Consider the following 14,814-nt stretch of genomic DNA (forward strand, 5'->3'; position numbering starts at 1 on the left):
TAACAAAAGAAGCAGAATAGTGTTGTCAGTTTGGTCAATCAACGTTAATCTAAAATTATTGTTTATTGTCACAATAACGTATCTACAGGGAAGGGCACTGCGTGGGTCAGTTAACAGATGCATCAGTTGTATTGCGCTTTGGTTATCAGGCAATTCGTAAAGCAGGATTACCAACTGAAGAGATTCTAACAAAAGCAGGTGTTGCACTAAATCAAGTTGATACAAATGCAAGAACCCCACTGAGTGCACAAAATGCATTCTGGATTGCGGCACAGGAAGTGAGCAATGACCCAGATATCGGTTTGCATTTAGGTGAGCATTTACCACTGTATCGTGGTCAAGTGATCGAGCATTTGTTTATCAGTAGTGAGACTTTTGGTGAGGGGCTCAAGCGAGCTTTGGCTTATCAGCGGTTAATTAGTGATGCTTTTGACGCTAAGTTGGTGATCGAAGATGGGCGTTGTTATTTAAGTAATGGCGAACAGTACTGGTCTGATAATTTAGTGAATCGCCATTTTTCTGAATGTGCGATGTCAGGAATCTTACGTTTTTTTAAATTTATTACGGAAGGTCAGTTTCAACCGATTTTCATTGATTTTAATTTCAATGAGGGTGCGGATGATGACGAGTATTTCCGTGTTTATGGATGTCCAGTTAGTTTAGGTCAGAGAGAAACGCGCTTATATTTTGATATGGCAGTTTTGGACTATCCTTTATGGCAGGCTGAACCTGAATTACTACAATTACATGAGCAGCTTGCAATTGAAAAGCTGCAAGAATTGGCCCGTTATGATTTAGTGGGTGAGGTGAGACGTGCCATTGGCTCAACACTTGAAAGTGGTGAGACAACGTTAGAAACAGTGGCTGCACAACTTAGTATTACGCCACGCCGTTTAAGAACACAGTTAAGCGAAGCGAATACTAGTTTTCAGCAAATTCTATCGGACTATCGTTGTCGTTTAGCGAAAAAGTTATTGGCAAATACCAATGAAAGTGTGGAGCGCATTGTATATTTAACAGGTTTTTCTGAACCAAGTACGTTCTACCGAGCGTTTAAACGTTGGACGAATGAAACACCAGTTGAATATCGTAAACGAAAGCAACGCTAATACTAATAAGAGTATAGGAATTCTAAAGCCTTATCGTTATTGATAAGGCTTTTTTTATTCTGGTAAATTTAACCATTGTGGCCCAAGGGGTGGCTGAGGCAATTCAAATTGATCAGGGTAATAGCACTGGATGAAGTATAAGCCATCAGGTGGTGCAGTAACGCCAGCAGCTTTACGATCTTGCGCTGCAAACATGGTATCAATGTGTTCAATTTCATACATACCTTGGCCAATTTCAAGCAAACATCCCATGATATTTCGAACCATGTGATGTAAGAAGCCATCTGCTTGTATGTCTAAGACCAAATAACGACCATGTTGGAATAAGCGGCAGTGCTTAACATGGCGAACGGGCTGATTTGATTGACATGCAGCAGCTCTGAATGACTCGAAGTTATGTGTACCTTCAAACTTAGATGCGGCTGCAATCATTTTATCAACATCAAGTTCCGAATAGATGTGTGTGACCTGTTTATATAGCAGGGCAGGGCGATGAGGTGCGTTATAAACAATATATCGATAACGTCGAGCAGTCGCTTTAAATCGGGCATGGAAGTTTTCATCCATGCGTTTGATCCATTGGATTGAAATATCTTTCGGTAACTGACTGTTTGCCCCCATCATCCAGCCGCGCTCTGGTCGAATAGCTTCTGTATCAAAATGAGCGATCATGTTGGTCGCATGAACCCCAGCGTCGGTACGTCCAGCAGCATGAACAATAATCGGTTGATTAGCAATTTTACTGAGGACTTTCTCAATGGTTTCTTGCACACTTACAACGCCAGCTTGTTGAGTTTGCCAACCACGGTATTGAGTACCGCAAAATTCAATACCGATTGCATAACGTTGCATATTTGAACCTCAAGATAAATGCTGATTCCATTGATCAAAACGTTGATCAGGGGATGGGTATTTTAAATACATTTGCAGCGCTTTTGCATATAAATCAGCATGGCTTAGACAATCATTGACCAAAACTTTCGCTGTATTTACCCAAGAACTAATCGCATAACGTTGATCTAATTGTCCAAAAGTGACTTGAGAACTAATGATACAAATACATCCTTTGCTAAATAGAGCTTCAAATAATGTAATGAGTTGATCATTGATTGCGATATTGCCTGTACCAAATCCTTGTAAGATTAAAAAGTGAGGAGGATTGGATAAGATATTTTCAAGTTGTTGTTGTAATTGGAGTTGTCCAATCGGTTGAAGCATTAGATTGAATACACTTAAATGAGCGGCTTTTTCAATATGTTCATTCTGTACAACGAGCGTTTTGGTCGCAGTCTTACAATCTAGGTTTGCATCAACTCCAGCAAATGCATTTAAATCGGTAGTATGAACTTTAAGTGTGGTTTGAGCATGGAAAACTTGGTTATTGAATCCAAGATATACTCCTGCTGGAAGTACTTGCACCTGTTCTAAGGTTAAATAAAGGTTGCCAGTTGCATCAGTGGATTCTCTGGTATCGTTACCATCGATATTAAGTAGAGGATATTGACTACCTGTGATGATGGCATGGCAAGAGTGAGCTAAGAAGCGCGCAAGGGTCGCTGCTGCATAACTGAGCGTATCTGTACCGTGAATAATCACAAAATGTTGATAATCCTTCAATTGCAGTTGTTGTATTTGTTGTATGAGAGGAAGCCAATCTACAGCTGTACAAGCACTACTGTCTTTGATACTTGGTGCTGCAAAGCAGTCTACATTTAAATGTGGCGGAATAACCTTTTCGAGTAAAGGTAAAAAATGCTGTTCAGGCATTGGCATGAGTGGTTCGCCAACACAGCCAAAAGTTCCACCCATGTAGATTAAAGCGATTTTTTTCATCATAAAAAAAGCAGTCTTAGAGACTGCTTATATTAGACTGATCAAATTCAGGAAGCTATTTTATTCAGTAACTTTTCTGAGCTTTGTTGTTGATCAGCATCAAAAATAGACTGACTGTTTTGTAATAAAGTACGAGCAGATTCGTAAGCGCCTAATTCGATATATTGCTCAGCTAAATCTAAATTCAGTTGAGCTTCATTCAGTTGTTGCAAATCAGGGAATGATTGAACAAGCGGATCGTTGCTAACAACAGACGAGACTTGTGTTGCGGGTTCTGATGTTGTGAGCTCTGTAGTCTGTTCCGCAGCAACTGGCGTTGGTTCAGCAAGGTCAAACGAAAATTCTGTTTTCTCTGCAAGAGTTTCTGGTTGATCTACTGGTGTTTGAGTCGTTGGTTCAAAACTAAAGTCTAGACTAGGAGCTTCTTCTACTTTAGGTGCTTTTGCTGGCTCAGGCGAGGTTTCTAAAGAAAAGTTGAAATCTGATTCAGTCTTATCTGCTTCTTCAACTTTGGTTGCTTCTGGAGTCGCTGTATTTGGCTCTAGACTAAAAGAAAATTCAAGAGGGGTTTGTTCTTTAACTTCTGTAGTCTCTGGTTCTGTAGGGCTAGGAGATGCCTCTAGAACTTGCGTTTCTTTCTGTTCAAAAGAGAAATTAAAGTCTAATGGTTGAACCTCTGGTGTAGGTTCAGCAGGTTTTTCTTCCTCGACTGGCGCGACGTATTCAGTTTGCAAGTCATCAAAAGATTGATTTGACGGTGCTTGAACTAAGGCATCAAAGTCTGCTGTATTATTTTGTGGTGCAGCTGCGTCGGTCGTTGTTGGACGTTGATTAAAGTTGTTGGTATTTGAATGAAAATCAATTGAGTCTGGTTGTTTATTTTTTTCGTATTCACTTTTTTTAGCTTCAGCTGTCTTTGTAATGTCATTGATACCAAGCTCATGTACATACTTGATGAGCTGATTAATCGCAAAATCATCTTTCTGCGCAATATGAATATCTAATAAAAATAGATACAGCTCATGTTGCGAGTCGTCTGTATTCAATGCATGGTTAATTTGTGCTTCGGCGGCTTGATAGTTATTCGTTTGAATGAGTTGTTCAATTTTGTCTTTAAACGTGTCTGGTACGGCAGTTGTCGGTTTGACTTGTTTAATAGGTTCTTGGGGACTTAATGCTGAGGGGGCATTTTGCTTTGTTGTATTTTTCTTAGTCGCTTTATTTGCTGCGCCTTTTTTAGGAGTGGCGGAATTTTGATGATCTCCACGTTTCTTTAAAACGATTGCGACTACCAATACAATGACGAGTAGTACAATTATTATAGTTGACATGATCTATACCCCTTAAAGATAGAGCCGCTTTTGCAAATTTATGAGAATCTTCTCGTAACTCAGTGTGTTGGCTTTTTAGTTTCCTACTGCGCTTTCAATCTTTCTTGTAGCTCGGCAAGTCGAGCATTTAGGAGTTGAATTCGCTGTTCCTTCTGACGTAGTGCCAACTCTAACTGCGTTACGTTTCGTTGTAATGTAACGGTTTTTTCCCGAGCTGTCATAATTTTTAATGATAAGTCAGTACTGGTTTTTTGTTGTAATGTGTCTTTTTTCGCACTTCCTGTGCTTGAATCTTGATTGCTTTCAGCTACCAGTGACATTTCCGCTTGTTGTAGGCGATATTTTGTTTTGCCTGTGGTCGTGCTAGGTATTTGAGTTGCTGTTTGATTTGTGCGACTAGGAATAGAGTTGAGGTTAAAATTTAATTGTGCACCTTGTCTAAGTCTATTTGCATTACCACCAATAAATGCGTGTTCATTTTGCGCTTTAATCTGCTTCATGACTTGAGTAACTGATTGATTGGTTTGGTTCGATATTTTATATGCAATACCCCATAAAGATTCATTTTGTTGAACTGTGTGCTTCTGTTTTGTTTGATTAGAAGTAGATGATGACTTATTTGAGGTCTTGCTTTTAGACTGGGTGTTGTCTTTTACGGTCTGTTGAGTTGTTGTCTCTTTTTGCTTTGTTTGAGTGTTTTGGACTTTTCTTGTTTCACCTTCAGTTTTGACCGAATCTTCGAAAGCATTATTGTGCTCATCTTTTTGTGAGTCACCTGATGTTTGAGATGCAATTTCAGAAGAATTTGTTACTGGTATTTGAGTATTTTCTGTGGATGCTTGTTCATTTGTTGGCGCTGTTACAACTGAAACAGCTGTTGCTGAAATAGTTTCTGAATTATCTGTACCTAGAGTAGGAGGAAGTTCATACGGAGCATTTAAAAGTTTCTCTTGTTTTAGAGTTGGCTCTTTAGTCGCTACTGATGCGGTGTTAAAACGAGTACTTTCAGGTAAATCGAGAGCAATATCTTTTTCACTCACAATAAACTTAGGCGTTAACGCTTTTTCATTACTTACTGCCGCTGCTTGAACTTTTTGTATGTTTGATCGAATTGGTTGTCTAATGTGCTTTAAATGTGATGCACCATCTTCTTGTATTTTAATAATAATATTGAGTTCAGCATCTGTCATAGGACGAGAAGAGGTAATGACAATGACACCTTCGCCTCGGTTATTTCGACGGGTAAAGAAATTCAGTGCTGATGGTGGCTGGTGAGTTGCACCAATCATAACGAGGTCTTCTGGTGTTGCTAGGCTGACTTCTAATTTTGCATTTGGATCTGCCTGATGAAAACTCATTTCGGCATAAAGTAATTCGCCAGGTGCAGACTGGATTTGTAAAGGATCGAGCGTAATTGCATAAAGATGTTGCGAAGATAAGATGGTTAAAATGGCAATTTTTAATTTGTTATAAACAGTCATCTCGATCCATGAAAAAGTGATGTTATAGTCAGTTCAAAAGTATACATTACCGTGATGTAAATGAATTGTAAATTCTTCATGTTTGATTACATAAAAAAAGCCGATCAAATGTGATCGGCTTTTGATTTCTATCAATTTTTGCTTACGCGTTCTTGTATTCAACCAAAATACGTAGCATACGGCGTAAAGGTTCTGCAGCACCCCAAAGCAGTTGGTCACCCACTGTGAATGCACCTAAATATTCTTTACCCATATTTAACTTGCGTAGACGGCCTACAGGTACAGTTAAAGTACCAGTAACGGCAACAGGAGTAAGATCAGTCATCGACGCTTCACGTGTATTTGGAACAACTTTAGCCCACTGGCTAGAGCTACGAATCATGTCTTCGATTTCATCAAGTGCTACATCTTTTTTCAATTTTAATGTAATTGCTTGAGAGTGACAGCGCATCGCACCGATTCGTACACAGTGACCATCAATAGGAACGATCTGTTGATTGCCCAAAATTTTATTGGTTTCAACTTGACCTTTCCATTCTTCCTTAGACTGACCGCTTTCGAGTTGCTTGTCGATATAAGGAATCAACGAGCCAGCGAGTGGTACACCAAAGTTCGCTTTAGGGAAGCCTTCACCGCGTTGCAAATCTGCGATTTGACGGTCAATATCAAGAATTGCAGACTTTGGATCATCTAGTAATTCTTTAGTATTGTTATACAAGTAGCCCATACCTGTGATGAGTTCACGCATGTTTTGCGCGCCTGCACCTGAAGCTGCTTGATATGTCATCGAAGTTGCCCATTCCACTAAATTGTTTTGGAATAGAGAACCTAAGCCCATCAGCATCAATGAGACTGTGCAGTTACCACCAACAAAAGTTTTAGTGCCATTCACTAAACCATCTTTGATGACATTTAGGTTGACAGGGTCAAGAACGATAATTGCTTCATCATCCATACGTAATGTAGATGCAGCATCAATCCAGTAACCATCCCAACCTTCTGCTTTAAGTTTTGGAAAAACTTCAGATGTGTAGTCGCCACCTTGACAGGTTAAAATGACATCCATTTGCTTCAGACTTTTAATATCTGTTGCATCCATAAGTGCTGGGGCAGTCTTACCACCAAATGAAGGTGCTTCGCCACCTGCATTACTGGTAGAAAAATAGAATGGCTCAATATGAGCAAAATCATTCTCTTCAACCATACGTTGCATCAGGACAGAACCAACCATCCCACGCCAACCGACCAGACCTACTTTCATGTCATTGTGCCTCGGTATGTAAAAAACTTTAAAGGGGTTTGAGTGTATCAAAAGCGACCACAACTGCAAGCTTTACGTAAATAAAACGATAATTTAATTGAGTGGAATAACTTGTTTGTATTAGATACAAAATTGATAAAGCCATAACTTTATTAATAAATTCCCTCTATCCTCAAGAGTAAAATTAACATGATATGGATTGAGATTTGTGCAGTAGTAGTTATTTGGCTGAGTTTATGGTCACTGATTCCTCGAGATGAATGGTGGTTTCGAGGAGCTGATTTTCCAAGATTACAAATATTAGCAGTGGGTTTAGTCACATTACTTGGCTTGTTGTTGATTAAGTCCGAGTGGACATTATTCAGAGAGCTATTATTAGTTGGGTTAATTGCGGCTGTTGCTTACCAATTAAAAATGGTTTTGCCTTATACGCCGATTTGGAAAAAACAAGTTAAACACGTTACTAAACAGCAGTTAAATGAATCACAGCAGATTTCGTTGCTGGTTGCGAATGTGCTTACACCAAATGATAAGTATGAATTGCTGCTCCAGCATATTTACCAGTTACAACCAGATATTGTATTAACGCTTGAATCAGATGAGTTGTGGCAGAAAGCATTGCAGCCTATAGAACAAGAGTATCGCTATAAAGTTGCAGTCCCATTAAATAATTTATATGGAATGCATTTATATAGTCGGCTTCCTTTGTTGGAATCAGAAATTAAATTTATTTTAAGCGATGAAATTCCGTCAATACATGCCTGTTTAGAGTTGCGTTCAGGGGTACAAGTTCAACTTTATTGTTTACATCCTAAGCCACCAAGCCCCACTGAAGCGAAAGATTCAACTTTGCGAGATGCTGAATTATTAATCGTTGGGGATCAAATTAAAGATTTAGATGAAAGTTGTATCGTGATGGGGGATTTGAATGACGTGGCTTGGTCTAGGACAACGCGATTATTTCAACGCATCAGCGGCTTACTTGATCCACGTGTTGGTCGATATTTTATGAATACCTTTCATGCGGATTATCCTTTACTAAGATGGTCTTTAGATCATATTTTTCATAGTACTGATTTTGGTTTGGTTGAAATGAAACGCTTGTCTCATATAGGTTCGGATCACTTTCCGATTTATGTGGTACTGCAAACAGGTAAGGTGTTTGAACAACAACAGCAATCACTAGACGAAACACCATCTGATGCTGAAGAAGCCGAAGATGCTATTCAAGAGGGTATTGAAAAGGCCGAAAAGCAAGAAAAAATGGTTGTTGATGAGCTAGCACAGCCTTATAAATAAGCTAGCTGATTAAACAGCCTTGATGTAAGCAATATCGTACATGGATTTAGTCCTACAGCGAATAGCCCAGTAAGACCAAAAGGTTTATTCTAAATACATCAGCACAGGGAAGCAGGAATGGAATTCCGATCTATGGATAGCTAGCGCTGAGATGGAAAAGCATTATGGATATGATGCATGCGATGGACGCAAGATAATAAAAAATGTGAAAGCACAACCTCATTTGCCCGAGTTTCGTAGGATGCGAAACTCGGGTTTTAATTTTTTAATAGATCTTTTCATAGCCCTCAGGTTGCGTTTTAAAACGACGGTGAAACCACATCCATTGTGTTGGTGCGATACGTAACTGCGCTTCAATGATTTTATTGACGCGAATGGCATCTTCAACCTCATCTTCGCTTGGCATGTTCTCAACCATAGGCTCAATCAGTACTTTGTATTTTGGATTGCGAATATCACCATAACGATAAAAATACAGTGGGATCGCAACGGCTTTTGAGATTTTTAATAAACGGCGATGTGCGGTAACAGTTGCCGCAGGGACACCAAAAAATGGTGCCATAACCCCTTGTTTCAAGCCAAAGTCTTGGTCAGGACTATACCAAATCGCGCCACCATCTTTTAAACGACGGACTAAGCCGCGCATGTCATCGTGATCAATTTGTTGTTGGTATATCGTGGCACGACAACGATAAATCAGCATATCCAACATCGGATTATTTTGCGGACGATAAACCACATCAGGGTCAAAATATTGTGCGCATATATAACCCCCTGCATCGAGCAGCGTACTGTGTGTCCCTAACAGTAATATTCCTTTGCCTTGTGCTTTGGCTTCTGTAATGTGTTCTAAGCCTTCAATGCTATGTCGTCCTTTAAACCATTTTGGACAATACCAAGCATTTAAGGTTTCAAATACACCTAACATCATATCGACAAAGACTTGCTTTGCTTGTGCTTCAACTTCAGCAGTTGACCATTCAGGAAAGCAAAGCTCTAAATTTCGTAGTGTCGTTTTGCGGCGCGATTTAAGTAAATGCCAGCATAATGTTGCCAAACCATGTGCCAATCGCCATTGAATTGCCCATGGCAAAATTGCCAATAACATAAGAAAAGTAATGGCGATCCAAATTTTCCAATATTTAGGAAGTAAAAACTCCCATTGAAATTCGCCAGGAATATAAGGCTGTTTTTGACTCATAAACTTAGATGCGTGGATGATGTTAAATTTTGCAGCAGTGTAGCATGAAGTGAGCCTGAGAATATGCCAACAAGTTTTTGTTCGGTTGCTACTCGGCGGAAATTGAATGATAAGTTCTTTGCCTTTATTTTAGCTGTAATACAATGCAGATCACATCAGACTCAATCCAGATTGAGTTGAGGATCAATAAAACAAAAAAGGGAAAGGATGATGAATATTCAGGAAATATCACAAGGAAAGAAAGTCGATGTTCAGAAAATGATTGAGTTTTATGATCAATTAGATGGGGTTGACTGTTCATTTATGTATGGTCGCTGGAAAGGATTTGAGGTAGTAACAGGTCATCCGATGAATGGACTATTGGAGCTGGCAAGCTGGTATGGGAAGCTATTTATTGATCAGGAAACGGTATATCCGCTAGTGATACTCAATACGAAGAAAACAGCATTATTTTTCCTTGATCCGAAATGGTTGCCTCTAAATATTGATTTTAGCCTTCTGAAAAATAACAGTAAGTATCTAGCTGGTGCTTTGAAACTATTAAAAACTAAAGACAGTAAAGCACGTTTAAGAATGACTGAGTTTCGAGGGACAATATCGGCAACAATGATTTATGATGAAAAGCCCATTCACGATGTGTTTCGAAAAATAGATGAGAATACCGTATTAGGCTGGATGGATCTAAAACAGCAAGCTCAGCCCTATTTTTTTATTCTGCAACGCGATAATCAAAGTTCGCTTGGCTTTGAATAATCTAACTCTCTGTGAGGATTTATCTTTTGCAAATTGAATCTGAGATCAAGTTGTACTTACACTTTTTAAATCTAAAAAGATAAAGCGCATGCTTTTTGTCGATATATCAATGACTACAAAACGGGAGCAAATCTTGAAAACGATAAAAATCATAAAAGATGACATTACTCAAATTGCTGTGGAGGCGATTGTGAATGCAGCCAATACTTCTCTCTTAGGCGGTGGCGGTGTGGATGGTGCCATTCATCGTAAAGGTGGCGCAGCGATTTTGGCAGATTGTCAAAAAATAAGAGCAAAGCAGGGAGGTTGTGCTGTTGGTGAAGCGGTGATGACGACAGCGGGAAATTTGCCTGCGAAATATGTCATTCATACCGTTGGACCGACTTGGGTCGATGGACAGCACGATGAGGCTTTATTATTGGAAAATGCTTATTTGAATAGTTTTAGATTGGCTGAAAGCTTGGAACTTAAATCTATCGCTTTTCCAAATATTTCAACAGGTATATATCGTTTTCCTAAACAGCTTGCCGCACAGATTGCATTTACAAGCATTGCTGATGAGCTTAGAAATGGACGAAGTGTAGAAGAGGTTATATTTGTTTGTTTTGATGATGAGAATTTTAATATGTATCAAGTAATCAAAAATGCACTGAAATTAGATGACATTGCAGTAATTTAAATCGAGCACCTATCTCAATGATAGGTGCCTGATGATTTAATTATCCTTTAGATGCGTTTTCTAACTCATCCCAACGCTCTAATTTTTCTAGCAATAATTCTTCGATTTCTGCTAAACGTTGACTTGCTGAAGTTGCGGCATTCGCATCCGAAACAAACCATGAACCATCTGCTAATTTTTCTGATAGTTCAGTTTGTTCAGTTTCTAGTTTTTCAATCTCAGCTGGAAGTTGTTCTAACTCACGCTGATCCTTATAACTGAGTTTTACTTTTTTAGGCGCAGCTGTTGCCGCCGCAGCTTCTGCTTTGGCTTGAGCTTTTTTTACATCACTTTTTTGATCTACGACTTTCTGATCTGGGCGTTGCTCCAAGTAATCTTGGTAACCACCGATGTACTCGTCAATGTTGCCTTTACCATCGAATACCCATGTTGAAGTCACGACATTATCCATAAATGCACGGTCATGCGAGATCAGTAATAGCGTACCTTTGTATTCTGAAAGTAATTCTTCAAGCAGCTCTAAAGTCACCATGTCGAGATCATTGGTTGGCTCATCCATCACGATTAAGTTTGATGGTTTAAGTAACAGTTTCGCCAATAAAATACGATTTCGTTCACCACCTGAAAGTGCTTTAACAGGCGTACGTGCACGTTCAGGAGAGAATAAAAAGTCTTGCAAATAACTATAAATATGACGGCGGTTTCCATTCACATCAACGTAATCAGAACCTTCCGAAACGTTTGCCATGACACTTTTTTCAAGGTCGAGTGCATTACGTAATTGATCGAAATAGGCGACTTCAAGTTGTGTGCCTGTTTTTACTGATCCACCGTGCTCGATTTCACCTAAGATCGCTTTGATCAAGGTGGTTTTACCGACACCGTTATCACCAACTAAGCCAATACGATCGCCACGAAGTACAATTGCAGAGAAGTCTTTAATCAATGGTTTATGATCATAGCTGACACTTAAGTGTTCTATTTCAAAAACGAGTTTTCCTGAACGATTGGCTTCTTGTGCCGCCATCGTTACTTTGCCTTGCTGCGAACGACGAGCTTTAGATTGTTCACGTAGGTCTTTTAATGCGCGAACACGTCCCTCATTACGAGTACGGCGCGCTTTAATGCCTTGACGAATCCATGCTTCTTCTTCTGCTAGCTTTTTATCAAATAAAGCATTTTGTTTTTCTTCTGCTTCCATTTGTTGTGCTTTAAGTTCGAGATAGCGTGAATAGTTACCTTCGTAACCACGCAAAATACCTCGATCAAGCTCCACAATACGTGTTGCGATGCTGTCAACAAATGAACGGTCATGCGAAATGAATAGTAATGTGAGATTGTTTTGATCGAGCAAGAATTTCTCTAACCATTCGATACTTTCAACGTCTAAATGGTTGGTTGGTTCATCGAGTAGTAAGACATCTGGCTGAGTCAGCAAGGCACGTGCAAGTAGCACACGGCGCTTACGACCACCTGAAAGGTCTGCCAAATCGGCATTTGGGTCAAGTCCCATTTTACCTAAGATGGTATTCACTTTGTTTTCAAGCGCCCAACCATCAAGCTGATCGAGTTTATGTTGCAACATACCCATACGATCGCAGGCTTCCATATCGCCGAGTACGCAGGCATCACTTGCTTCATGGTATTCTTTGAGTACTGTTGCAGCTTCGCCTGCGCCGTCAGCAACAATATCAGCTACTTTGCCTGAATCCATTGGCACATCTTGGGCTAACATTGAAACAGTTAAGCCATTTTGAATCGAAACTTCACCCGTATCGGGCAATAAACTTCCCTCAATCAGTTTTAATAAAGTAGACTTACCTTCACCATTACGGCCAATCAAACAGACTCGCTCGCCACGTTCTAGATTAAAGTGCGCGCCGTCGAGTAGGGCAGGTCCGCCAAATGCGAGATGGACATCCCTTAAAGTAATATAGGCCATAATGTTTCCTAAAAGTTCAGATGAGGTCTGAAATGACTAAACAACATAATTTTGATGATCACGCGTCATTTTCCGCACCCATTGAAGATTTGCAAGTCCGAATTGCATTTTTAGATGATTTAGTTGAACAGTTAAATCAACAATTGGCAATTCAGACCAAAGAAATAGCTGATTTAAAAAAACAAATGCAAATTTTGTATCAACGTGTTGAAGCATCCGATTTATCTGAAGGAATTGCACCTTTTGATCCGATGAGTAATAAACCACCGCATTATTAATATATGGCAAGCGTGAAACTTGCCATATTTTGTCTTTTATTTGACAGTTTAATATTAAAAACCATGCAGTACGATTTTACCTTTCGTTGAGCCACTTTCGATTTGTAGATGTGCTTGTTTGAGGTTCTCTGCATTAATTGGAGATAAAACTTGGGTTACTGTGGTTTTAATTTTACCAGCATCTACAAGTGTTGAAATTTGATTAAGCAGCTCACTTTGTTTGATCATATCTTCAGTTTGATACATTGAGCGTGTGAACATAAATTCCCAATGAATCGACACTGACTTTGATTTAAAGGGCTTAATGTCTAATTGCTCAGGGTCATCAATCAAGCCGAAATGCCCTTGAGGGGCGATCAGTTGTGCAATATCAGGTAAATGTTGATCGGTTTGAGTGGTCGAAAATACATACGTTGGTGCATTTAGACCGAGCTTGGTTATTTGCTCTGCTAAGGGTTGACGGTGGTCTAAAACAAAATCTGCACCGAGCTGTTTGACCCAATCGGCTGTTTCAGAACGAGAGGCAGTACTTATAATTGTTAAATTAGTTAATTGCCTGAGTAATTGGATAGTCATTGAGCCTACACCACCAGCACCTCCAATCACCAAGATAGTGGTATTTAAAGGTGATGAAGTCGGTACTTTTAAACGATCAAACAACATTTCCCATGCGGTGATTGCCGTTAAAGGTAAGGCCGCGGCTTCAATAGTATCGATCGACTTTGGTTTATGCCCCACTATGCGCTCATCTACTAAATGCAATTCGCCGTTGCTGCCTTGACGATTCAGTGCGCCTGCATACCAAACAATATCGCCAACTTTAAATAATGTTACCTCCTCGCCGATAGCTTCGACGACACCGACAGCATCCCACCCTAAAACTTTCCATTGATTGTGTTCAGGATTTACATTGTGACGAATTTTGGTATCAACTGGATTTACAGAAACTGCTTGAACGCGAATGAGTAAGTCATGACCTTGTGCGATTGGTGCATCAATTTCAATATCAATGAGCGCACTTGTAGATGAGATAGGACTTGCTTTTTGATATGCCACAGCTTTCATGATGGTGATTCCTCTTGTTCGGAATTTAAGCTTAGCGTAAGCTTGAAATGTGTGACTACATACAAATAACGCTCATAGTGTCAAAAAGGATACTGTTAAATGGCAAAAGTGCGACATTCAAGTTTTGATTGCTCACCTGGTTGTTCTGTTGAAGCTGCCATTAGCTTAATTGACGGAAAGTGGAAGTGCGTCATCCTTTGGCATTTATTAAATGAAGGTACATTACGGTTTAACGAAATTCGAAAACGTATTCCTTCTATTACACAGAGAATGTTGACTAATCAGCTTCGTGAATTAGAACAAGATGGTATTATTCATCGTGAGGTATATCCTCAGGTTCCACCTAAAGTTGAATATTGTTTAACTGATTTTGGATGCAGTTTAGAGCATATTTTATTGGCTCTAAAAAGTTGGGGAGATACCCACATTGATCAGTTCGGTAAAATCGCTTCAATTGAATAAAATAAATCGAAGCAGTTATAGATGATGCCGCATCATTTTATATAAATAGATCGATTTCTAGTTTATAAATGAATTGAGTAATATTTTTAGGTTGTAACTTGCCTTTTTTATTCAACTTAT

General features: G+C 39.4%; 14 protein-coding genes. 6 read left to right on the forward strand and 8 right to left on the reverse strand.

All coding sequences use genetic code 11. The annotated features are described in order from the left end of the window. Positions 1 to 101: 101 nt before the first annotated feature. A complete protein-coding gene (locus IO68_RS24150; protein ID WP_023013197.1) occupies positions 102 to 1,109 on the forward strand; it encodes an AraC family transcriptional regulator in 1,008 nt (335 codons plus the stop codon). A gap of 54 nt (positions 1,110 to 1,163) precedes the next feature. Here IO68_RS24150 and truA read toward each other — a convergent pair whose 3' ends face one another. The 5 genes from truA to asd all read right to left on the reverse strand — a co-directional run bounded on the left by truA (position 1,164) and on the right by asd (position 7,015). Continuing rightward, positions 1,164 to 1,961 (reverse strand): tRNA pseudouridine(38-40) synthase TruA, encoded by a 798-nt coding sequence (gene truA / locus IO68_RS24155; protein ID WP_023013198.1) that lies wholly within the window; start codon positions 1,959 to 1,961, stop codon positions 1,164 to 1,166. A gap of 9 nt (positions 1,962 to 1,970) precedes the next feature. Continuing rightward, positions 1,971 to 2,945, reverse strand: coding sequence for an asparaginase domain-containing protein (locus IO68_RS24160; RefSeq protein ID WP_031234779.1), 975 nt, complete (start codon positions 2,943 to 2,945; stop codon positions 1,971 to 1,973). A gap of 44 nt (positions 2,946 to 2,989) precedes the next feature. Next, entirely contained in the window at positions 2,990 to 4,273 is a 1,284-nt protein-coding gene (locus tag IO68_RS24165) for a hypothetical protein (protein ID WP_023013200.1), read from the reverse strand. An 83-nt stretch (positions 4,274 to 4,356) separates the two neighbouring features. Beyond that, entirely contained in the window at positions 4,357 to 5,754 is a 1,398-nt protein-coding gene (locus IO68_RS24170) for a FimV family protein (RefSeq protein WP_023013201.1), read from the reverse strand. 142 nt (positions 5,755 to 5,896) lie between these two features. Continuing rightward, on the reverse strand, positions 5,897 to 7,015 hold the full coding sequence (gene asd / locus IO68_RS24175; protein WP_004876674.1) for an aspartate-semialdehyde dehydrogenase: 1,119 nt from the start codon (positions 7,013 to 7,015) through the stop codon (positions 5,897 to 5,899). 189 nt (positions 7,016 to 7,204) lie between these two features. Between asd and IO68_RS24180 the strand changes: the two genes are divergently transcribed. Continuing rightward, the gene (locus IO68_RS24180; protein WP_023013202.1) at positions 7,205 to 8,314 is read left to right on the forward strand and encodes an endonuclease/exonuclease/phosphatase family protein; all 1,110 of its coding nucleotides are present in this window, start codon (positions 7,205 to 7,207) and stop codon (positions 8,312 to 8,314) included. A gap of 265 nt (positions 8,315 to 8,579) precedes the next feature. On the opposite strand, the gene IO68_RS24185 is transcribed toward IO68_RS24180, so the two are convergent. Next, complete coding sequence (locus IO68_RS24185) at positions 8,580 to 9,515, reverse strand: lauroyl acyltransferase (RefSeq protein ID WP_023013203.1); 936 nt, start codon at positions 9,513 to 9,515, stop codon at positions 8,580 to 8,582. Positions 9,516 to 9,725: 210 nt separating this feature from the next. Here IO68_RS24185 and IO68_RS24190 point away from each other — a divergent pair, with 210 nt between their 5' ends. Both IO68_RS24190 and IO68_RS24195 read left to right on the forward strand, forming a co-directional pair. Further along, positions 9,726 to 10,268, forward strand: a complete 543-nt coding sequence (locus IO68_RS24190; protein WP_023013204.1) for a DUF4334 domain-containing protein — start codon at positions 9,726 to 9,728, stop codon at positions 10,266 to 10,268. Positions 10,269 to 10,401: 133 nt separating this feature from the next. Then, complete coding sequence (locus IO68_RS24195) at positions 10,402 to 10,947, forward strand: O-acetyl-ADP-ribose deacetylase (RefSeq protein ID WP_031234780.1); 546 nt, start codon at positions 10,402 to 10,404, stop codon at positions 10,945 to 10,947. 40 nt (positions 10,948 to 10,987) lie between these two features. Here IO68_RS24195 and IO68_RS24200 read toward each other — a convergent pair whose 3' ends face one another. After that, positions 10,988 to 12,889: an ATP-binding cassette domain-containing protein gene (locus tag IO68_RS24200; RefSeq protein ID WP_004876685.1), complete on the reverse strand. Its 1,902-nt coding sequence runs from the start codon at positions 12,887 to 12,889 to the stop codon at positions 10,988 to 10,990. Positions 12,890 to 12,921: 32 nt separating this feature from the next. Between IO68_RS24200 and IO68_RS24205 the strand changes: the two genes are divergently transcribed. Continuing rightward, a complete protein-coding gene (locus tag IO68_RS24205; protein WP_007478968.1) occupies positions 12,922 to 13,167 on the forward strand; it encodes a SlyX family protein in 246 nt (81 codons plus the stop codon). Between the two features lie 54 nt (positions 13,168 to 13,221). Here the strand turns inward: IO68_RS24205 and IO68_RS24210 are convergent, their stop codons facing one another. Further along, positions 13,222 to 14,232 (reverse strand): zinc-binding alcohol dehydrogenase family protein, encoded by a 1,011-nt coding sequence (locus IO68_RS24210; protein WP_023013206.1) that lies wholly within the window; start codon positions 14,230 to 14,232, stop codon positions 13,222 to 13,224. Positions 14,233 to 14,331: 99 nt separating this feature from the next. Between IO68_RS24210 and IO68_RS24215 the strand changes: the two genes are divergently transcribed. Next, positions 14,332 to 14,694 carry a winged helix-turn-helix transcriptional regulator gene (locus tag IO68_RS24215; protein ID WP_023013207.1) on the forward strand — a complete coding sequence of 121 codons (363 nt, stop codon included), beginning with the start codon at positions 14,332 to 14,334 and terminating at the stop codon, positions 14,692 to 14,694. Positions 14,695 to 14,814: the final 120 nt, after the last annotated feature.

It is taken from the genome of Acinetobacter sp. COS3, assembly GCF_000475335.1.
GTDB lineage: Bacteria > Pseudomonadota > Gammaproteobacteria > Pseudomonadales > Moraxellaceae > Acinetobacter > Acinetobacter venetianus.

What these genes read in the sequence shown, in the direction of transcription:
- IO68_RS24160 (WP_031234779.1), bottom strand. Translation starts at nt 2,945, where the DNA reads ATGATGAAAAAAATCGCTTTAATCTACATGGGTGGAACTTTTGGCTGT.
- IO68_RS24215 (WP_023013207.1), top strand. Translation starts at nt 14,332, where the DNA reads ATGGCAAAAGTGCGACATTCAAGTTTTGATTGCTCACCTGGTTGTTCT.
- IO68_RS24190 (WP_023013204.1), top strand. Translation starts at nt 9,726, where the DNA reads ATGAATATTCAGGAAATATCACAAGGAAAGAAAGTCGATGTTCAGAAA.
- truA (WP_023013198.1), bottom strand. Translation starts at nt 1,961, where the DNA reads ATGCAACGTTATGCAATCGGTATTGAATTTTGCGGTACTCAATACCGT.
- IO68_RS24180 (WP_023013202.1), top strand. Translation starts at nt 7,205, where the DNA reads ATGATATGGATTGAGATTTGTGCAGTAGTAGTTATTTGGCTGAGTTTA.
- IO68_RS24170 (WP_023013201.1), bottom strand. Translation starts at nt 5,754, where the DNA reads ATGACTGTTTATAACAAATTAAAAATTGCCATTTTAACCATCTTATCT.
- IO68_RS24185 (WP_023013203.1), bottom strand. Translation starts at nt 9,515, where the DNA reads ATGAGTCAAAAACAGCCTTATATTCCTGGCGAATTTCAATGGGAGTTT.
- IO68_RS24210 (WP_023013206.1), bottom strand. Translation starts at nt 14,232, where the DNA reads ATGAAAGCTGTGGCATATCAAAAAGCAAGTCCTATCTCATCTACAAGT.
- asd (WP_004876674.1), bottom strand. Translation starts at nt 7,015, where the DNA reads ATGAAAGTAGGTCTGGTCGGTTGGCGTGGGATGGTTGGTTCTGTCCTG.
- IO68_RS24165 (WP_023013200.1), bottom strand. Translation starts at nt 4,273, where the DNA reads ATGTCAACTATAATAATTGTACTACTCGTCATTGTATTGGTAGTCGCA.
- IO68_RS24205 (WP_007478968.1), top strand. Translation starts at nt 12,922, where the DNA reads ATGACTAAACAACATAATTTTGATGATCACGCGTCATTTTCCGCACCC.
- IO68_RS24200 (WP_004876685.1), bottom strand. Translation starts at nt 12,889, where the DNA reads ATGGCCTATATTACTTTAAGGGATGTCCATCTCGCATTTGGCGGACCT.